This window comes from Neptuniibacter sp. QD37_11, from assembly GCF_047778105.1.
In the GTDB taxonomy this organism is placed as follows: Bacteria; Pseudomonadota; Gammaproteobacteria; order Pseudomonadales; family Balneatricaceae; genus Neptuniibacter.
Genome location: NZ_CP180552.1, coordinates 574,747 through 592,071, shown reverse-complemented (window position 1 = coordinate 592,071; position 17,325 = coordinate 574,747). Strand labels below are relative to the sequence as shown.

Sequence of the window (17,325 nt, the reverse complement as noted above, 5' to 3'; positions counted from 1 at the left end):
CCTATCAGCCTAAATTGCATTACTGCATAACCATGTTAGTAAACAAGATCGTTTCTACACCCGGCTTACCAATTTTTTCCTGCATAATCTCGCGCACAAGGTCAGTTGAGCTTTGTAACAATGCCTCTTTACCTTCAACCGTTTGCAGAGTGCGGAAATCTTGCGTGCTATATAAATTGTTTAAGCGCGAAACAACCAGAGGCATATGCAATGTCAAAGCATCTGCTACAGCCTGATCCCGACTTTTTGCTTCTACATACAACTGCATATAGTGCGGCCTATTATCACTTGACTGCAGAGTTACAACAAACATTGGTTTGCCGCCCATAGTTCTCACTTTGGTGTAGATAGCCTCAGCTCGAACAGGCTCAGCTGGCGCAGCTTCTTCAGCCGCAGGCTCGTTATCGCCACCTAAGAAAAACAAAGCAGCGGCAGCACCACCACCGCCAACAACAACTAGCGCAAGCACAGCAATGATGATCAACTTGAGCTTAGATGATTTCTTTTCGCCGCCTTCAGCGCCTGCTTCCTGCTCTTCAGCCATCTCTATATCTCCAACAAAAAACGCGACACTCTACAGTATGAACTACATATCGCTAAAAACAGTATTGCGCCTAATATAACACACTGATTTTAAGGCTGAAGATCAAGAACAAACAAAAATACGATTTAGAGCAAAGAGCTTTGCAAAAGCATAAATTATATTCGCTGAACAAAGCTCACAATCCGCTCAATTAAGCGTAATAATCCACCAGAGATACCGATCGAGCATTTTCTGGTTGAGCACCATCCTCCCCTTCGACACCAACGCTTCCACCATACTGATTACCTGAGCCATCCCCATCTGCAAACTGCTCTCGTCGTTGCTGGTCTGCGGACTGATCAGAAACAGAGGAATCCTGCAGCGCTAAACCCTGCTCAGCAAACATCTCTCGTAACCTAGGTAAACTTTGCTCAACCGCATCCCTGACATGTGCATGCGGAGAGGTAAAGTTAAGACTTACCTGATCCTGATTGATATTCACTCGAATATTAAGCGAACCCAACTCTGGTGGATCCAACCTAATCTCTGCGACACGCGTATTTTGAGCTGCAATCATGATTGCTCGTTCGCCCAACGCATTATTCCAGGCAGGCGTATTCACCTTAACATTTTGCGGCATCATCAAATTTTGTCCATCAGTAACAACCTTTTGAGCCGCTGTAGGCGAAGCAGAATTAACCTGACCTATAGTATTTGAGGCTAAACGCTCCACTACCTGTGTAGCTGTCACATCACCCTTTTCACTTGCAGACACTTTTTGCATCAACTGCTGAGTCATCTCCAAAGCAGATTCAATCTTCTTAATACTACTGTTATCAGTCTGTGAATTAAGAACCAAATCCGATTTAGCGCCTTGTACAGATACTAGTGGTTCTGTTACTGCACGATTAGTTGATTTAGCAGCATCCACTTCAACCTTTCTTGCAGTTGGGTCAAACAGTTTCACTTCATCAGCATCAGTAGCAGCAACTGGATTTGCACCTTTAACTGGAGCGGACGTTATATCCGCCTGAGCATTTACAGATGGTGCACCCACCTTAACGGACGCATCATTAGCTACTGCCTGCTGTGAATTAGACATATCTGCTGCAGCATTAACTGTAACTTGAGATTGCTGAATATTTTGCTGACTTAGAGGCTGCTGAGTAGCTTGCTGATTTTGAATATTTGAACCTGGAACATCAGCAGCATTTGCATTGTCTTTTGCAACTAATTGTTGCGAATCCTGAACCTCAGTGAGTTGAGCTGAATTCGGAGATGTGGCCGCTGAGGCTTTAGAGACAGCACTCTTAACATCTACTGATGGTTGAGCTTGAGAATTACTCACCTCTTCAGCAGGAATTTGACCAGAATTTGTATTAGCGCGCGAAGCTTCAACTTCTTGCTGTGCGGAAGCGACCTTTGCATTCAGATCAACTGCAGCAGTCTTGGGCGGAGGCGTAATAACAACTTGATTCTCGCTCCCCACTCTAGCAACACCAGAGCTATTGGGAACCGTAACCACTTTATCCGAACTTGCATTTGCTGGAAGCCCTACCTCTTTACCGCCATTATCTGTGGCCGGCAATATCGGCTGCTGCTCGGTATATTGGCGCAGCGCTCTGGCTAGTTCTGCACTCAGCTCTGGCGGTAACTGAGTATCTTGTGCCGATTGCTGCTCTAATAGCTGAGCGATTTGGCGTAGCTGATCCTGCATCTGATCTTCAGGAAGCAGCTGCTCTAATTTCTGCGGCAAAGCCTCCCCTTCAGGCGGCAACATCCCGCCGCCAGAAAATTTAGCGACAGGCACGCTGGCGTCAGTCTGCTGATTAAGAACTGCTCCAAAACCACCTAATAGAGGAACAGTCCCAGAGGCTGCAGACGGCGAACTCTGAGGGGTTATAGATAAATTAAGAGATAATAATCCGCCTCCAGTAGACGGGGATACTTGCTCACTCATTACAGGCTCCTATTAATATTGCCTGATTTTAATAAAGCAAAATGGAGGCCAATCTAGATAAAAGGGGTTTTTATAGCTTGAGAACGTTCATCTAGTTGCTTTTGCAAAGCTTTCTCTTCTTCTTGAAGCTCACTCTCAACAGCTTTATCTGTCAGCTTTTGTAAACCTTTGACTCGAGCATAAGCCGCCTTCCAGTGCTGCTCAACTACATCTAGCTCTCTCCGATTTTGCTCCATCGCTTTTGTCTGAGCAGACTTAGCATCTTGGATTTTTTGTAAAAAAGCTTGCTGCGTATGTAACTGAGCACCTGTACACCCTTCTGTATGCGCACCTAAATAATTTTGCTGATAATCTGCAACATACTCTTCAAGCTGAGTCATCGTTTTCTGATCTTGCTCCACACGCTGACGACTGGCAGCCAAAAATTGATCTGCTTGTTGTTTTTTTTTCTCAGCCAAATCAAGAACTAGTTTCAAGCGCTTAGAACGTTTGCTCATTTTTGTAACCCGTTAGTTACAGTAGGTCTGCGCAACTGTTGTTGCTGTTGTTGATCTGCATTAGGTGTTGGGGGCGCAGTAAGAACCATAACCATCTGCTGCATAGACTGCAACAAAGGAAACGCCTCACTAATGCCCTGCCTCAAATAGGCATTCATTGAGGGCAAATTATCCATAACAAAGTCAGTGTCAGGATCACTTCCTTTCACATAGGCACCAACATTAATCAGATCTTCATTTTGCCTATATTTTGAGTATAGCTGTTTAAATCGCATCGCCATTTGTAAGTGGTCAGGCTCAACTATCTGCGGCATAGCTCGACTGATAGAAGCTTCGATATCGATTGCAGGATAATGCCCCTGTTCAGCCAAACGACGGGACAATACAACATGCCCATCCAAAATAGCCCTTGCGGAATCTGCTACAGGATCCTGCTGATCATCACCTTCTGTTAAAACTGTATAGAAGGCAGTTATTGAGCCACTTCCGGCCTCACCATTACCGGCTCGTTCAACCAATTTTGGAATTTTAGCAAAAACAGAAGGGGGATAACCTTTAGTTGCTGGCGGCTCACCTACCGCTAACGCAATCTCACGCTGCGCTTGAGCGTAACGGGTCAACGAATCCATCAACAAAAGGACATTTTTACCTTGATCTCGAAAGTATTCAGCAATTCGAGTAGATAGCTGGGATGCTCTCAAACGCATTAGAGGAGAGTCATCTGCGGGTGAGGCCACAACAACAGAGCGCTTTAGACCTTCCTCGCCTAAACTATGCTCGATAAACTCTTTAACTTCACGACCTCGTTCACCAATCAGCCCAACCACAATAATTTCGGCCTCTGTAAAGCGAGTCATCATACCAAGTAGTACAGATTTACCCACACCACTACCGGCAAACAATCCCATCCTCTGACCACGACCAACAGTTAACAAACCATTAATAGTTCGGATACCAACATCTAGTGTCTGCTTTATAGGGTCTCTAAGTAAAGGGTTGATAATTTCACCAGCCAAACCCGTTTCAGCTTCAGGTTGAAGAGGTCCTTTTCCATCAATCGGCTGGCCAACACCATTCAACACCCTGCCTAGCAGACTCATACCAACAGGCACTTTTCCAGAAGAACTAAGGGCAATAACTTTAGTACCTGACTGCAACCCTTCGATCGGATATAGCGGCATTAAATAAATACGATCACCAGAGAAACCTACGACCTCTGCTTCAATCTGCTGATCTTCGGAAAGCTCTATATAACAACATTCACCAACAGCACATTTAATACCAACAGCCTCAATTGTCAGACCGATCATCCGGGTAATTCGGCCTTCAATCCTAGGTTGAGGTTTATCTAAGTGATCTTTTTGATATCGAGATAAGCGACCCAGTAACTCACTCATGTGATTGTGCCGAATCAGATTCAACGCTTGAAAGGAACTGCTTAACAACCGTAGCGAAATGCTGATCTAAATTATACTCCACCACAGTACTCACAGCTTGAAGCTCATAACTCCCCTGGGAAATATTGTCATCCACGATACATTCAAGAACAACACCAGGTATTAAAAGCATTTGTTCTAAGTAAGACAAGTCGTCTTTATGCACTTTTGCAGTTACTGTACCTAGAGGCTCTGGCACACTTCGCAAGGAGTGCTGAATGGAGTCTAAAAGCAACTCTTGTCGATTAGATAACTCTGCTCCAATTGTCGCCTCCGCCAGCGAAACAACCATATCAACAAGTTGCTGCTCAACAGCTTCTGTTTGCTGTTTTAGAGGTAACTGAAATTCCGTCAACATATTACTAAAAAGAGCCTGAAGGCGTTGAACCTCAGCCTCTCCTTGCTTAAACCCCTCTTGATATCCCCGCTCTTTACCTTCTTCAACCCCTTTAACGCGACCTTCTTCAAGACCTTTAAGGCGCCCCTCTTCAAGACCAGCAGCCAAGCCTTCGATACGCGCAGTTTCTCGAATTTCTTCTAGCTCAGCTAGAGTGATTTTTTCTGCAGCGATAACCTCTTCGACTACGGTCACTTCGACAGGATCTTTTTGCTGCAAGCCGACAACATGCTGACCTGCAACCTGCGGCAACTCCCAACCAATAAGCTTAGAAGCCTGTTCAGCCTTAATGCGCTTAAAAACTTTATTATCAGACATACGCACTTAGCCTAGAGCATCTCTTCGCCACCGCCGCCAAGGATTATTTCACCCTCATCAGCCAGACGGCGAGCTACAGTCAGAATTTCTTTCTGCGCTTCTTCAACCTCAGACACACGAACCGGACCTTTAGCTTCAAGGTCATCACGTAGCAATTCAGAAGCACGTTTAGACATATTACGGAATACTTTCTCTTGCAGTGCAACATCTGCACCTTTCAAAGCAACAACCAGAACATCCGTAGACACTTCGCGGAGTATCGCCTGAATACCCTGATCCTCTACATCTTGCAGATTCTCAAAGACAAACATCAGATCCGAGATAGTGGTAGCTAGATTTTCATCACTCTCTTTAATCCCTTCCATCAACTCGGCTTCAATACTCGAATCGATAAAGTTCATAATGTCAGCAGCATTTTTAATACCACCAAGAGTCGCAGAACTTGCACCACTTGCGCCAGCAAATTGACGCTCAAGAATATCATTTAGCTCTTGCAATGCTTGCGGCTGAATACGATCTAAAGCCGCAACACGCATCAAAATATCAAGGCGCTGCTTATCATCAAAGAATCCAAGCACACCCGCAGCCGCATCTGGCTCGAGGTAAGCACAAACAACGGCCTGTATCTGAGGGTGCTCGTAGCGAATAATTTCAGCAATTTGACGAGGCTCCATCCAGCGCAAAGTATCTAGACCAGATGTATTTGTGCTCATCAGGATACGATCAAGGAGGGTTTTAGCTTTCTCTTCACCCAATGCCTGATTAAGCATAGAACGAATATAGATATCATTGTTAATGCCAATACCGGTCTGGTCGCTTACCAACCCCATAAAGTCACCAACAACAGATTCTACCTTTGTTTGTGGAATATTATTCAGTTGAGCCATCGCTTCACCAATCATCTGAACCTCTTTAGGGCCCATATGTTTCAGGATTTCAGCGGCATCGGCCTCACCTAAGCTAATCAGAAGTATGGCAGCTTTATCGATCTCACTGACTTCCCCCTGATTTGCTTCATCACTCATCGTCACCTACCCATTGCTTCACAGCCTGCGCAACACGCGCAGGATCTTCCGCAACCATACTACGAATCGCGTTCAACTGATAATCAAAGCTTTCATTTGGAGTTGGCAATAGTCCATCATCACTACCAAAAGTTACCGAATCAGAAGAAAAATCACCGCCATCAAGGCCCTCTAATTCTGCAGACACTTCACCCGCAGCACCCAAGCCAGCAACATTACCTGCAGTGCCAGCTGATGCTAGGTTTTTAAGGATAGGACGTAAAATACCGAATACTAGAACCAGAACAAACACCGCAGCCATAACTTGTTTAACAATATCCCAGATCCACTCCTGTTCCCAAAGTGGCACATCCTCAGTAACGATTGGCTGCTCAGGAACAAACGGTGTATTTACAACATTCACACTATCTCCACGGAGCGCAGAATAACCTACCGCATCCTGAACAAGAATACGCAGACGTTCTAACTCATTCTGCTGCCACGGTGTGCGCTTAGCATCACCTGTTGACGGATCAACACTTGATAAGTCATCAACCACAACTGCGACGGTTAAACGACGCACGCGACCTTGCTGATGTTTGGTATAGCTAATAGTACGATCTAATTCAAAGTTACGCGTCGCTTGTTTACGAGAAGAACCCGGCGCACCGTTGTTGGCCAACACGCCCTCGCCTGATGCTTCTTCAGGTACACTGCTCGGCCCAGGAGGCTGATTAGACAATGCGCCTGGCACACCGACTGGTGCAGCACCACCAACCCTTGACTCATCCATTGTCTGCTCACTACGAAGCGCTGGAAGATCAGGGTTATATAATTCGTCAGTTTGTTCGACTGCTGTAAAATCAACATCTGCTGACACTTCTGCACGGAAGCGCCCCATACCTACAACCGGCTGAAGGATACTGTTTACACGGTTGAGCATCGTTTCTTCTAAATTACGCGTGTACTCCAATTGCTTAGCAGCTAAAACAACATTAATGTCTTTATCACGCATATTTAGTAAACGGCCGCGCTGATCCACAACCGTCACATCTTTAACGTTTAACGCTGGAATACTTGAAGCCACCAAGTTAGCAATAGATGCAACCTGATCACGCTCTAGTTGACGCCCAGAGAATAACTCAAGGAATACAGATGCTGTCGGCTTACGAGTATCACGGATAAAGACAGTATCTTTTGGAATAGCTAAGTGAACACGCGCATTGCGCACAGCAGTCATACTGGAAATTGTCCGAGCCAATTCACCTTCAAGACCACGACGATATTTTGTCGTTTCCATGAACTGACTGGTGCCTAGGCTTTGCTCACGATCTAGAATTTCAAAGCCCACTGTTTTATCAGCAGTAAAACCTTCGGAAGCAAGCTTAAGTCTAGCCTGATGAACATATTCATCCGGAACCAAAATAGCTCGGCCATCTGCATCAAACTTGTAAGGAACATTATAAAGGCGGAGCTGCTCTATAATCTGGTTAGCATCAGAGAAATTAAGATTACTAAATAGAACACGCTGGTCTGGCTTTTGCGACCACAAAACAACAGCAAAACCAATAGCGACACTTGCCGCTAGACCAACCATCAAACCAATCTGCCTAACAATACTTAGCTTATTAAAGCCAAGCATTGGGCTTCCGCTTAATGTTTCTGCGCTATCTGCCACTGCCACTTATCCCATTAATTCTATTTATTGTTAGATTGGCATCTTCATTACGTCTTCATAGGCTGTAACCAATCGGTTACGCACCTGAGTCATCGCTTGAAACGAGACTGAAGCTTTTTCTGCAGCGATCATAACTTGTGGAAGATCGATCGTTGGATCTCCCTTCTCATATGCAACCGCCATTTTTTTGGCATCCGCTTGAGTTTCACTCACTGCGTCTACCGCATTCTTTAAAATATCACCGAAACCTGTACGATCAGAGGGCTTAACAACGCCTGGCTCAGAGACCATTCCCGACATCATTTCTGGAGATGCACTCTGCACTTGAGCCTTAATCGTTCTCATCTGCATTAGCACACTATTTATGTCAGCTCTATCTACCATAACCACACCCAACGGCAATTTATTGACATTATAAACAGTCAATTTACTTCATCAAGGCAAAAACCAAGAATAGCACGACATTTTTTTGTCTATTTATGCTTGATTTTACTTTTCATGTATAGATAAAAGCAAAAAACGGGCCAATGGCCCGCTATTCTTTTGACGTCTAATTAATAATGCGCTTCTGGTGGATCTCCATACTTAAGACGCACATACATCAACGCTACAGTTAGAGCATCGCCGATAGCGGTATGCCTCTCGAGCATTGGTATATCTAATTTTTTGGAAATCGTATCAAATCGTAGATCGACATTTCCGCCAACAGACTTCCATTTAATAATATCGTGATAAACGTGGGATAACTCAATCGCCTTATTCGGCAAGCCGAAACCAAATTGCGGTCGAATGAATTTATCCAACATACGGATATCGTAGTTAACGTAGTAACCCAGAATTGGACGATTTCCGACAAACTCTAAAACCTGCTCTAAGGCATCTTCAATATCGATACCTTCAGCTAAATCACTTTCACGTATCTTATGAATCTTAATAGACTCACCCGTCAGCGATTTAGGTGGCTTAAGTTTAATATCTAAACGATCACTCGTAAGAACCTTTTTACCTTTGATCTTAACCGCACCAATCGAGACAATTTCACCCTGCTTCACATCGAGACTAGTCGTTTCACAATCTAAAGAAACAACCTCATCGCCGTCGTAAGCATCAAACAGGTGAGCATATGGACCAGATTTATGGTCATGCTTCTCTTTTATTCTTCTTACCGCTCTGGGTATGATCATTAAAACTTACCCTCCAAGGTGGTACCTAAGCTCGAGGTGCTTTTTAAAGCCTTTAACAATATGTAACGCATCTCGTAGCAGCTCTCTTTCAAGCTTATCTAAGGACTGCAAATCAATAATATTCGGGGTTTGATCATGCCCCGTTTCACTGCTTTCCATACGCTTAACTTGCTGTCTTAATCGAAGGCTAATAAATAGACTCAAAGCCTCCGCTATCTCTCTACCATGTTTTTCTTTAAGCTGACCAAGCTCAGTCAAAGCCTCTATACGCTCAAAGGTATTTGTCACTTTGATGCGATGCTCTAGAGCTATTGTTCTAATCCCATGCACAATTGGGAAAATTCCGCCCTTTTTAATATCCAACTGACCTTTATCTTTTAAGTTACCAAAGAAAGTCAGAGGCGTATCAAACTCAAGAGAAGCTTTAGCGAAATGAGAGAAGAAGACATCATTATTACGTAGATGTCTCATAAACCAGTTTCGGCTAGCTTTAAAGATAGCTGGGTTACCTGCTACAGGCTTAGCATCAACAGCAATAGCTAGATTCATCTGCGAATCGCCATCACATCGATCAGCCCAATCACCTAACATTTGCGTCCAGCCACCCAGAGATTTAACCCAATCAGGATTCGATACCATGATGTTACCCGGGCAAGGAGGAAAGCCAAATTCGATCAAAGTCTGACTAAAACGATTCAGTGTTTCATTCATCTCAGGCCAAACCAAACCATCCCTATGAATAATGGCGTTATCCTGGTCTGTTTTCATGATCTGCTCACCACGCCCTTCGGAACCCATCACTAACAGACACACATGCGGCTGCATATCACTTGGGATCATGATATTGAATAACTTAGCAATAATACGGCCGTTCATCGCGGCCAATAGATCCATCACAAATCGAGTTTTAACACCTTGTGATACAAGCGCCTTAATCAAATCATCCAAGCCTTTTTCAGCTTCTTTTAGATCTTCAACCGTTTGTGCGCGCTCGATTCGTAAACCAATCACATGAGAATGACTGGAGAAATAACTCAATACATCTGTCAGCTCAACAATGCCTGACATTTCTCCGTCTTTCATCACAACTACACGCTCTATATGCTGCTGAGTCATTATGATCAAAGCGTTAAACAGATAATCATCTGGCTTAACAGTGATTAAGCGATAGCTCGCGATTTCTGCTAAATCAGTATCCATCGCCAATTCATTAACCACCACAGCATCCAATAGATCCGTGCCGGTCACCATTCCGTAACGATTGCCACGTTTTACCAGAATACAATCCGCCTTTTTCTCACGCATAAGCAGAGTTGCTTCACGAATGGATGTACCTTCAAGGATAACCAGCGGTTCACGCACTAAACCATCAGAGACTTTGGCCAACATAAATTCGGCCATGTCCTGCTCTTTGCCGTGTTGCTGAACGATCTCCGTTTTAGCTGACAGGTTTTGCTGGAAGTAATCAGCAAATAAGCCGTTTGTAGACATAAGATCTAAAAGGATCTTAGTCGGTAAAATATGACAGATAGTCTCTTCTTCGGCGATAAAGTTGTGAATTGCTTTACCCCGAATAGCAGACCAACCGCCAAAATAATCCTCATTGGTATAGTGAACAAAAACATGTTCAGGTGTATCACTTCCCTCTTCCTGAACTTCGCTCTCCCCTACCTTTCCTTTAAAAATAACAAAGACACCTTCGGGCTCTTCACCCGCCGTCATGATGTACTCGCCTTTTTGGTAGTAACCAATATCTAGGCTTGAACGGAGTAAATCTTGCTCTTTCTCATCCAGTAAACTGAATGGCAAATTTGTCATTTTGAAAGAATCAGGCATTTCCAACATCCTCTTTGTAGGAAAAAGAAAAGGGCGCTCCAACCTACGCTGGGCGCCCTTTTTTAGATTTATCTAATCGATCTTAGTGATCGTGAGCAGCACCAGCACCACGTGGGATACGTAGATCTTCTACGATATCCTGGATTTCCTGTGGTGGTTCTTCAGTCATGTTGGATACTACGAAACCAACGATGATGTGAAGGATCGCACCTACAGTACCGAAGCCACCTGGAGAGATACCCATGATGTATTCAGATGGAGTACCGCCACCGAATGCGAAGTAGTACATGTAGCACATAGTAGTGATAAGACCTACTAGCATACCTGCAATCGCACCTTGAGAAGTGTGACGCTTCCAGAAGATACCCATGATGATAGCTGGGAATACGGACGCACATGCCAGACCGAAGGCTAGGGCTACAACCTGTGCCACGAAGCCTGGAGGGTTGATACCGAAGTAACCTGCGATACAGATTGCCACGATAGCAGCTAGACGAGCGTACATAAGCTCTTGCTTATCAGAGATATTTGGATTGATGGTTTTCTTCATCAAGTCATGCGAGATCGCTGTAGAGATTACCAACAGCAGACCTGCTGCAGTTGATAGTGCCGCAGCTACCGCACCAGCTGCTACCAGAGCAATTACCCAGTTTGGAAGCTGAGCGATATCTGGGTTAGCTAGTACCATGATGTCACGGTCTACGTATACTTCGTTAGCGAATGGCTGTTTAGCCGCATCAAACTCAGCATCTGTTTTCGCATTGCTAGTTAGACGCTGGCCGTATTCACCACGCTCTTCAGTGAACGCAGGTTTCTTAGAAGTGAATGCACCACCTGCAGCGTACTGCACTTTGCCGTCACCGTTACGGTCAGTCCAACCTAGAAGACCTGTATTCTCCCAGTTCTTGAACCATGCAGGCATTTCAGTGTACGCAGTACCTGTACCGTCAGCACCGTTAATAGTCTGGATAAGGTTTACACGACCGAAACCAGCTACACCAGGAACCGCAGTGTAAAGCAGCGCGATGAAGATTAGTGCCCAACCAGCAGATAGACGAGCATCTTTTACGCGAGGTACTGTGAAGAAACGTACGATTACGTGTGGAAGACCAGCAGTACCACACATCAATGCAACTGTTAGGAAGAATAGATCGATAGTCGATTTCTTACCGTCAGTGTACTGATGGAAGCCAAGATCTACTGACAATTGGTCGAGAGTAGCCAATACAGACATACCACTGTCCAGAGTCGCACCCAAACCAATTTGTGGTAGGAAGTGACCTGTTACCTGAGCAGATAGGAAGAATGCTGGTACTGTGAACGCAAGAATCAATACAACGTACTGAGCAACCTGAGTATAAGTAATACCTTTCATGCCACCTAGTACAGCGTAGAAGAATACGATCGCCATACCGATAACTACACCAGTGTTGATGTCAACGTGTAGGTAACGAGAGAATACGATACCAACACCACGCATCTGACCAGCTACGTAAGTGAAAGAGATTACGATAGTACAAACTACTGCGATTGTACGTGCAGTAGAAGAGTAGTAACGGTCACCGATGAAGTCAGGCACTGTGAACTTACCAAACTTACGTAGGTAAGGTGCTAGCAATAGCGCTAGTAGTACGTAACCACCAGTCCAGCCCATTAGATAAGCAGAACCGTCACGGCCAACGAAGGAAACCAAGCCAGCCAGGGAGATAAACGATGCAGCAGACATCCAGTCAGCAGCAGTCGCCATACCGTTAGCAACCGGTGGTACACCACCGCCCGCAACGTAGAATTCTTTAGTCGATCCTGCACGCGCCCATATCGCAATACCGATATATAGCGCAAAGGAGCCGCCTACAAAGAGAAATGTTAAAACGTCGAGACTCATAGCAATGCCGTCCTAATAGAAATTATTATTGTTATTCGTGAACGTCATACTTCTCGTCAAGCTTGTTCATGCTGAACACGTATGTCCAGATCAAGATGACGAATACGAAGATTGACCCTTGCTGGCCGAACCAGAAACCTAGTGGGAAGCCGAAGAACGGAATCGCATTAAGCTGTTCGACAAACAAGATCGCGCAGCCGTAGGAAACTACGAACCAAATCGCGAGGTGAGTCATAATGATGCGCAAGTTTTCACGCCAGTAGGCTTGCGCCTGCTCATTACTGATTGACATAACACCATCCTTATTTTTGTTATTTAAAAATTGGTGAAAATTTAAGACTGTAAGAGACTAACAAACAGCGCAGCCAAACAAAGCTAAACTTTAGTCGACTCAACTTTCCTCTAAGCTATTAAAAAATCGCTTCAAAGCGCCGTATTACGGCATTTTCTCGATATTGAGTAGTAAAAGGCCACTCAAGACTCTAGACAAAGGTATTAACACTGCCGACCCTAATTTAGAAAAGCCATAGCTACACCATTCAGACAATTGTTGGGTTCCTGTCAAAATTAAGTAAACTAGCTACACATCTGTTTTTACTATTCACTAAGGAATGCAAGATGCTTTCTGGCTGGTCGATAATTCTTATTTCATTCACCTACCTTGGCCTTTTATTCGCCATCGCACACTACGGTGATAAAAGCGCACAAAAGAATGATCGCATTATCAGCAGACCGATTATCTACTCCCTATCTCTTGCCGTTTACTGCTCTTCGTGGACTTTTTACGGCGCTGTAGGGCGCGCAACCACCAGCGGCTGGGAATTTCTTGCGACCTACTTAGGCCCTGTCATTGTATTTATCTTTGGTTGGCGCCTGATCGAGAAGATGATTCTTATCAGTAAGCAGCAGAACATCACAACAATTTCAGACTTTATTTCTTCCCGATATGGCAAAAGCCAAGCCTTAGCAGTGCTCGTTACCATCATTGCGGTTACAGGCACTATGCCTTACATCGCCATGCAGCTTAAAGCGGTGGCAATCAGTTATAACGCGCTTACACCTGGGACAGAAGAAGTTATCAGTAAGGGTAGTGATACTGCTCTTTTCGTAGCGATTGTCATGGCGATCTTCGCCATACTATTTGGTACTCGGCAGATTGATGCCACAGAACACCACGAAGGCCTAGTCTTAGCGGTCGCCTTTGAATCCATCGTCAAACTTACCGCATTTATTGCGGTAGGCATTTTCGTCATGTTGGAAGTTTTTGATGGCTTTGAAGACCTCGCTTACAACATAGCCACTCAGCTTAATAACAATTCCAATTACTCGTCATTTCTAGACGACAGTTTTTTGACAGAGATATTACTCGCCTGCGCAGCGGTAATCTGCTTACCACGGCAGTTCCACGTAACAATTGTAGAGAACACCAATACAGGCCACTTAAAACTAGCTCGCTGGCTGTTTCCGATCTACCTAATCCTTTTAGCAATCTTTGTACTACCTATCGCTACGGCAGGCATGCTGTATTTCGAGAACACCAGCGTTGATGCAGACACTTATGTTTTGATGCTACCCCTAGCTGCAGACTATAAAGAGCTCGCCACCTTTGCTTTCATTGGTGGCCTGTCAGCATCTACCAGTATGGTTATTGTTGCCAGCATCACCTTATCCACAATGGTCTGTAACGACATCGTGATGCCACTACTTTTCCGTATTTCTTGGCTTCGTTTATCCGACACTAACGATGTCGGCGCACTCCTACTCAAAGTCCGTCGAATCACCATCATGTGCTTAATGATTCTGGCGTACTTCTACTATCGAATTTTGGGTGAACAATCCCCTCTCGCCTCATTCGGCCTACTTGCTTTTGTTGCAGCAGCACAATTCCTCCCAGCGATTGTTGGTGGCATATATTGGAAGGCGGGGTCTCGTCACGGAGTACTTGCAGGCTTAACAGGCGGATTCCTTTTATGGCTATACACATTAGTACTACCATCATTCAGTGAAGCAGGCTTGCTTGGCCCCGAATACTTAAATAACAGCATTTTTGGGATTGAGTGGCTAAAACCCACTCAGCTATTCGGCATCGAAGGCTTGGAACCTCTAACTCACGGCGTTTTCTGGTCCCTATTCTTCAATACCGCGCTGTATTTCTTAGTCTCTAAATATACAAGCTTGCGCCTTGTTGACCGAATTCAAGCAAGCGCCTTTGTTGATGTTTACAACAAAGATTTAACCGAAGCTACACGCCAATATGGGCAGGTAACAGTCGGTGATCTACAGATGCTAACAGAGCGTTTTTTAGGCATAAGCAGAACCCAACATTCCTTTACTGGCTTCGCATTGCAACATGGAGAAGAACCCCCTTTATCAGGCGATAAAGCGACCCCTGAATTAGTGCAATTTACTGAACGTCTTTTAGCCGGTGTAATTGGTGCATCTTCCGCGCGTATCGTCTTAGCCTCAACTTTACGCGGCAAGGACATGCATATCGGCGATGTCGTAACCATTGTTGATGAAGCTTCACAGGCACTGCGATTCAACCGCTCACTCCTGCAATCAACCATTGAAAACATCAGTTTAGGTATCAGCGTAGTGGACCAGCAAATGCGACTTGTTGCCTGGAACCGCGTATACGTGGAGATGTTTGATTACCCTGAAGGCCTCATCTGCGTTGGCCGCCCGATCGAGGAAGTGTTTCGTTATAACGCCATGAAAGGCGAATACGGCCCAGGCAACAACGACGAACAAGTGACTAAACGCTTAAAAGTCCTGAAATCAGGTAAACGACATAGTTATGAGCGTTTCCGCCCGGACGGCACCGTTCTTGAAGTACGTGGTAATCCAATGCCAAATGGCGGCTATGTTAATACTTATATGGATATCACCAACCATAAACATGTCGAAGAGGCACTAAGGGAAAGCGAGCAGAACATTAGAATCTATACCGACAATGTGCCAGTACTGATTGCTTATCTCGATCCAGAGAGACGCTACCTGTTCATCAACAAAGCCTATGCTGACACCTTTGGCCTTGATCGCAATACCATCTCAGGCCAACCTTGCTACAAAACGATGTCTGAAGATGAGTATGAGCTCAGGAGCCCTTACATTACTGCGGCACTCGCAGGTAAACGCCAGCGTTTTGAAACCACACTCCCAAGTGACAGCGGGCAACCCCGCTACGCAGAAGTAAAATACATTCCGCACATTGGTGAATATGGCGATGTATTGGGTTACTTCACTCTCTACCAAGACATCACTGAGCGTCGTAAAGCTGAGCTAGCGCTAAAGGAAACTAATGAAACACTAGAACAACGTGTACGCGAGCGCACACATGCACTCTCTGTTGTTAACAAAGAGCTACGAAAAGAAAACACGATTCGCTCGCTAATGGAGGATGAGCTTCGCCAAGCCAAGTCCGATGCCGATGATGCAAACCTCGGTAAAACACGCTTCCTAGCTTCAGCAAGCCACGACTTACTACAGCCATTAAACGCTGCACGATTATTCACATCTGCATTAGCTCAACAAAGCCATAGCGATGAGACCAGCCAACTCGTAGAAAACCTTAATGGCTCACTTACCGCTGCTGAAGAACTAATTACCGCGATCCTAGATATATCCAAACTGGATGCTGGCGCTCTTGCACCATCCATTACGGATTTTTCTCTGGATGATATGTTCAGTGCGTTAAATACTGAATTTACCGCAGTCGCCGATAAAAAGTCGCTGAAGTTCCAAACTGTACAATGCAACAAGGTTGTACGCTCGGACCAACAGCTCCTAAGACGAATCATCCAAAACTTCCTATCGAACGCTATGCGCTATACACAAGAAGGCAAGATCCTTCTTGGCTGTCGTAGACGTAAAAACATGCTGAGAATCGAAGTCTGGGATACAGGTGTAGGTATAGCTGAAGACAAAATCAAAGAGGTCTTTGAAGAGTTCAGACGTATCGATAACCCTAAGCACTCTCAGGTACAAGGCCTAGGCCTCGGGCTTGCGATTACAGAACGAATTGCTCGCATGCTGGGCCACAAGCTTAATGTACGCTCTTGGCCAACTAAAGGCACCGTATTCAGCGTAGAGATCCCACTTGGCGACAGCACTAAAGCAGTTAAACCAAAGCCTGAAAAACGCGGCTGGATTCGCAGCAAGGGTTTAAATGGCATTCGAGCAATAGTGATCGACAACGAACCTAAGATTCTAGAAGGTATGTCTGCATTACTTAACGGCTGGGGCTGTGACGTTAAAGTCGCCCTTTCTTCGAAAGAAGCAACTGACATTGTTAAATCAGAGGAATTCCAGCCAGAGATCATTCTAGCTGATTACCACCTCTCTGAAACGCTAACAGGCATTATGGCACTAAATGACCTTGCTCCACTGCTGGAAAAACCAGTGCCAAGCATCGTTATTACGGCTGACCGCACTGAAGAAGTGAAGAACGAAATCCAAGATCACGGATCGCAATTATTAACCAAGCCTATTCGCCCTGCGGCATTACGAGCAATGATCAATAAAACCATTGCAACAGCTCGCGCCAGCGAAGCTGAAAACGAATAATCCACAGACAAATAGAACCAACAAAAAAGGCGCCATAGGCG

General features: G+C 45.0%; 13 protein-coding genes. 1 reads left to right on the top strand and 12 read right to left on the bottom strand.

What is annotated here, in order from left to right; translation table 11 throughout:
• Window positions 1-19: 19 nt before the first annotated feature.
• The 12 genes from ACMXYT_RS02505 to ACMXYT_RS02450 form a co-directional block, all read right to left on the bottom strand.
• Window positions 20-544 carry a flagellar basal body-associated FliL family protein gene (locus tag ACMXYT_RS02505; RefSeq protein ID WP_415900070.1) on the bottom strand — a complete coding sequence of 175 codons (525 nt, stop codon included), beginning with the start codon at window positions 542-544 and terminating at the stop codon, window positions 20-22.
• Window positions 545-734: 190 nt separating this feature from the next.
• Complete coding sequence (locus ACMXYT_RS02500) at window positions 735-2,483, bottom strand: flagellar hook-length control protein FliK (protein ID WP_415900069.1); 1,749 nt, start codon at window positions 2,481-2,483, stop codon at window positions 735-737.
• Window positions 2,484-2,536: 53 nt separating this feature from the next.
• Window positions 2,537-2,980 (bottom strand): flagellar export protein FliJ, encoded by a 444-nt coding sequence (gene fliJ, locus ACMXYT_RS02495; RefSeq protein ID WP_415911821.1) that lies wholly within the window; start codon window positions 2,978-2,980, stop codon window positions 2,537-2,539.
• Window positions 2,977-4,377: a flagellar protein export ATPase FliI gene (gene fliI, locus ACMXYT_RS02490; protein WP_415900066.1), complete on the bottom strand. Its 1,401-nt coding sequence runs from the start codon at window positions 4,375-4,377 to the stop codon at window positions 2,977-2,979. Before fliI ends, fliJ begins: the two co-directional genes overlap by 4 nt.
• Window positions 4,370-5,131 carry a FliH/SctL family protein gene (locus ACMXYT_RS02485; protein WP_415911820.1) on the bottom strand — a complete coding sequence of 254 codons (762 nt, stop codon included), beginning with the start codon at window positions 5,129-5,131 and terminating at the stop codon, window positions 4,370-4,372. The genes fliI and ACMXYT_RS02485 overlap by 8 nt, the downstream gene beginning before the upstream one ends.
• Window positions 5,132-5,142: 11 nt before the next feature.
• A complete protein-coding gene (gene fliG, locus ACMXYT_RS02480) occupies window positions 5,143-6,156 on the bottom strand; it encodes a flagellar motor switch protein FliG (protein ID WP_415900064.1) in 1,014 nt (337 codons plus the stop codon).
• Window positions 6,149-7,777 carry a flagellar basal-body MS-ring/collar protein FliF gene (gene fliF, locus ACMXYT_RS02475; protein WP_415901091.1) on the bottom strand — a complete coding sequence of 543 codons (1,629 nt, stop codon included), beginning with the start codon at window positions 7,775-7,777 and terminating at the stop codon, window positions 6,149-6,151. The genes fliG and fliF overlap by 8 nt, the downstream gene beginning before the upstream one ends.
• Window positions 7,778-7,843: 66 nt before the next feature.
• Window positions 7,844-8,197, bottom strand: a complete 354-nt coding sequence (gene fliE / locus ACMXYT_RS02470; protein WP_415911819.1) for a flagellar hook-basal body complex protein FliE — start codon at window positions 8,195-8,197, stop codon at window positions 7,844-7,846.
• 170 nt (window positions 8,198-8,367) lie between these two features.
• Complete coding sequence (locus ACMXYT_RS02465; RefSeq protein ID WP_415900062.1) at window positions 8,368-8,997, bottom strand: 3'-5' exonuclease; 630 nt, start codon at window positions 8,995-8,997, stop codon at window positions 8,368-8,370.
• 6 nt (window positions 8,998-9,003) lie between these two features.
• Window positions 9,004-10,833, bottom strand: a complete 1,830-nt coding sequence (locus ACMXYT_RS02460) for a putative nucleotidyltransferase substrate binding domain-containing protein (protein WP_415911818.1) — start codon at window positions 10,831-10,833, stop codon at window positions 9,004-9,006.
• An 82-nt stretch (window positions 10,834-10,915) separates the two neighbouring features.
• Complete coding sequence (locus ACMXYT_RS02455; protein WP_415900060.1) at window positions 10,916-12,718, bottom strand: sodium:solute symporter family protein; 1,803 nt, start codon at window positions 12,716-12,718, stop codon at window positions 10,916-10,918.
• A 31-nt stretch (window positions 12,719-12,749) separates the two neighbouring features.
• The gene (locus ACMXYT_RS02450) at window positions 12,750-13,010 is read right to left on the bottom strand and encodes a DUF4212 domain-containing protein (RefSeq protein WP_415883411.1); all 261 of its coding nucleotides are present in this window, start codon (window positions 13,008-13,010) and stop codon (window positions 12,750-12,752) included.
• 326 nt (window positions 13,011-13,336) lie between these two features.
• On the opposite strand from ACMXYT_RS02450, the gene ACMXYT_RS02445 reads away from it, so the two are divergent.
• Window positions 13,337-17,284: a NahK/ErcS family hybrid sensor histidine kinase/response regulator gene (locus tag ACMXYT_RS02445; RefSeq protein WP_415900059.1), complete on the top strand. Its 3,948-nt coding sequence runs from the start codon at window positions 13,337-13,339 to the stop codon at window positions 17,282-17,284.
• Window positions 17,285-17,325 lie beyond the last annotated feature (41 nt).

Excerpts from the sequence above, each read along its gene's own strand:
- fliE (WP_415911819.1), bottom strand. The coding sequence starts at position 8,197 with ATGGTAGATAGAGCTGACATAAATAGTGTGCTAATGCAGATGAGAACG.
- ACMXYT_RS02465 (WP_415900062.1), bottom strand. The coding sequence starts at position 8,997 with ATGATCATACCCAGAGCGGTAAGAAGAATAAAAGAGAAGCATGACCAT.
- ACMXYT_RS02505 (WP_415900070.1), bottom strand. The coding sequence starts at position 544 with ATGGCTGAAGAGCAGGAAGCAGGCGCTGAAGGCGGCGAAAAGAAATCA.
- ACMXYT_RS02500 (WP_415900069.1), bottom strand. The coding sequence starts at position 2,483 with ATGAGTGAGCAAGTATCCCCGTCTACTGGAGGCGGATTATTATCTCTT.
- ACMXYT_RS02460 (WP_415911818.1), bottom strand. The coding sequence starts at position 10,833 with ATGCCTGATTCTTTCAAAATGACAAATTTGCCATTCAGTTTACTGGAT.
- ACMXYT_RS02450 (WP_415883411.1), bottom strand. The coding sequence starts at position 13,010 with ATGTCAATCAGTAATGAGCAGGCGCAAGCCTACTGGCGTGAAAACTTG.
- fliI (WP_415900066.1), bottom strand. The coding sequence starts at position 4,377 with ATGAGTGAGTTACTGGGTCGCTTATCTCGATATCAAAAAGATCACTTA.
- fliJ (WP_415911821.1), bottom strand. The coding sequence starts at position 2,980 with ATGAGCAAACGTTCTAAGCGCTTGAAACTAGTTCTTGATTTGGCTGAG.
- ACMXYT_RS02445 (WP_415900059.1), top strand. The coding sequence starts at position 13,337 with ATGCTTTCTGGCTGGTCGATAATTCTTATTTCATTCACCTACCTTGGC.
- fliG (WP_415900064.1), bottom strand. The coding sequence starts at position 6,156 with ATGAGTGATGAAGCAAATCAGGGGGAAGTCAGTGAGATCGATAAAGCT.
- ACMXYT_RS02455 (WP_415900060.1), bottom strand. The coding sequence starts at position 12,718 with ATGAGTCTCGACGTTTTAACATTTCTCTTTGTAGGCGGCTCCTTTGCG.
- fliF (WP_415901091.1), bottom strand. The coding sequence starts at position 7,777 with ATGCTTGGCTTTAATAAGCTAAGTATTGTTAGGCAGATTGGTTTGATG.
- ACMXYT_RS02485 (WP_415911820.1), bottom strand. The coding sequence starts at position 5,131 with ATGTCTGATAATAAAGTTTTTAAGCGCATTAAGGCTGAACAGGCTTCT.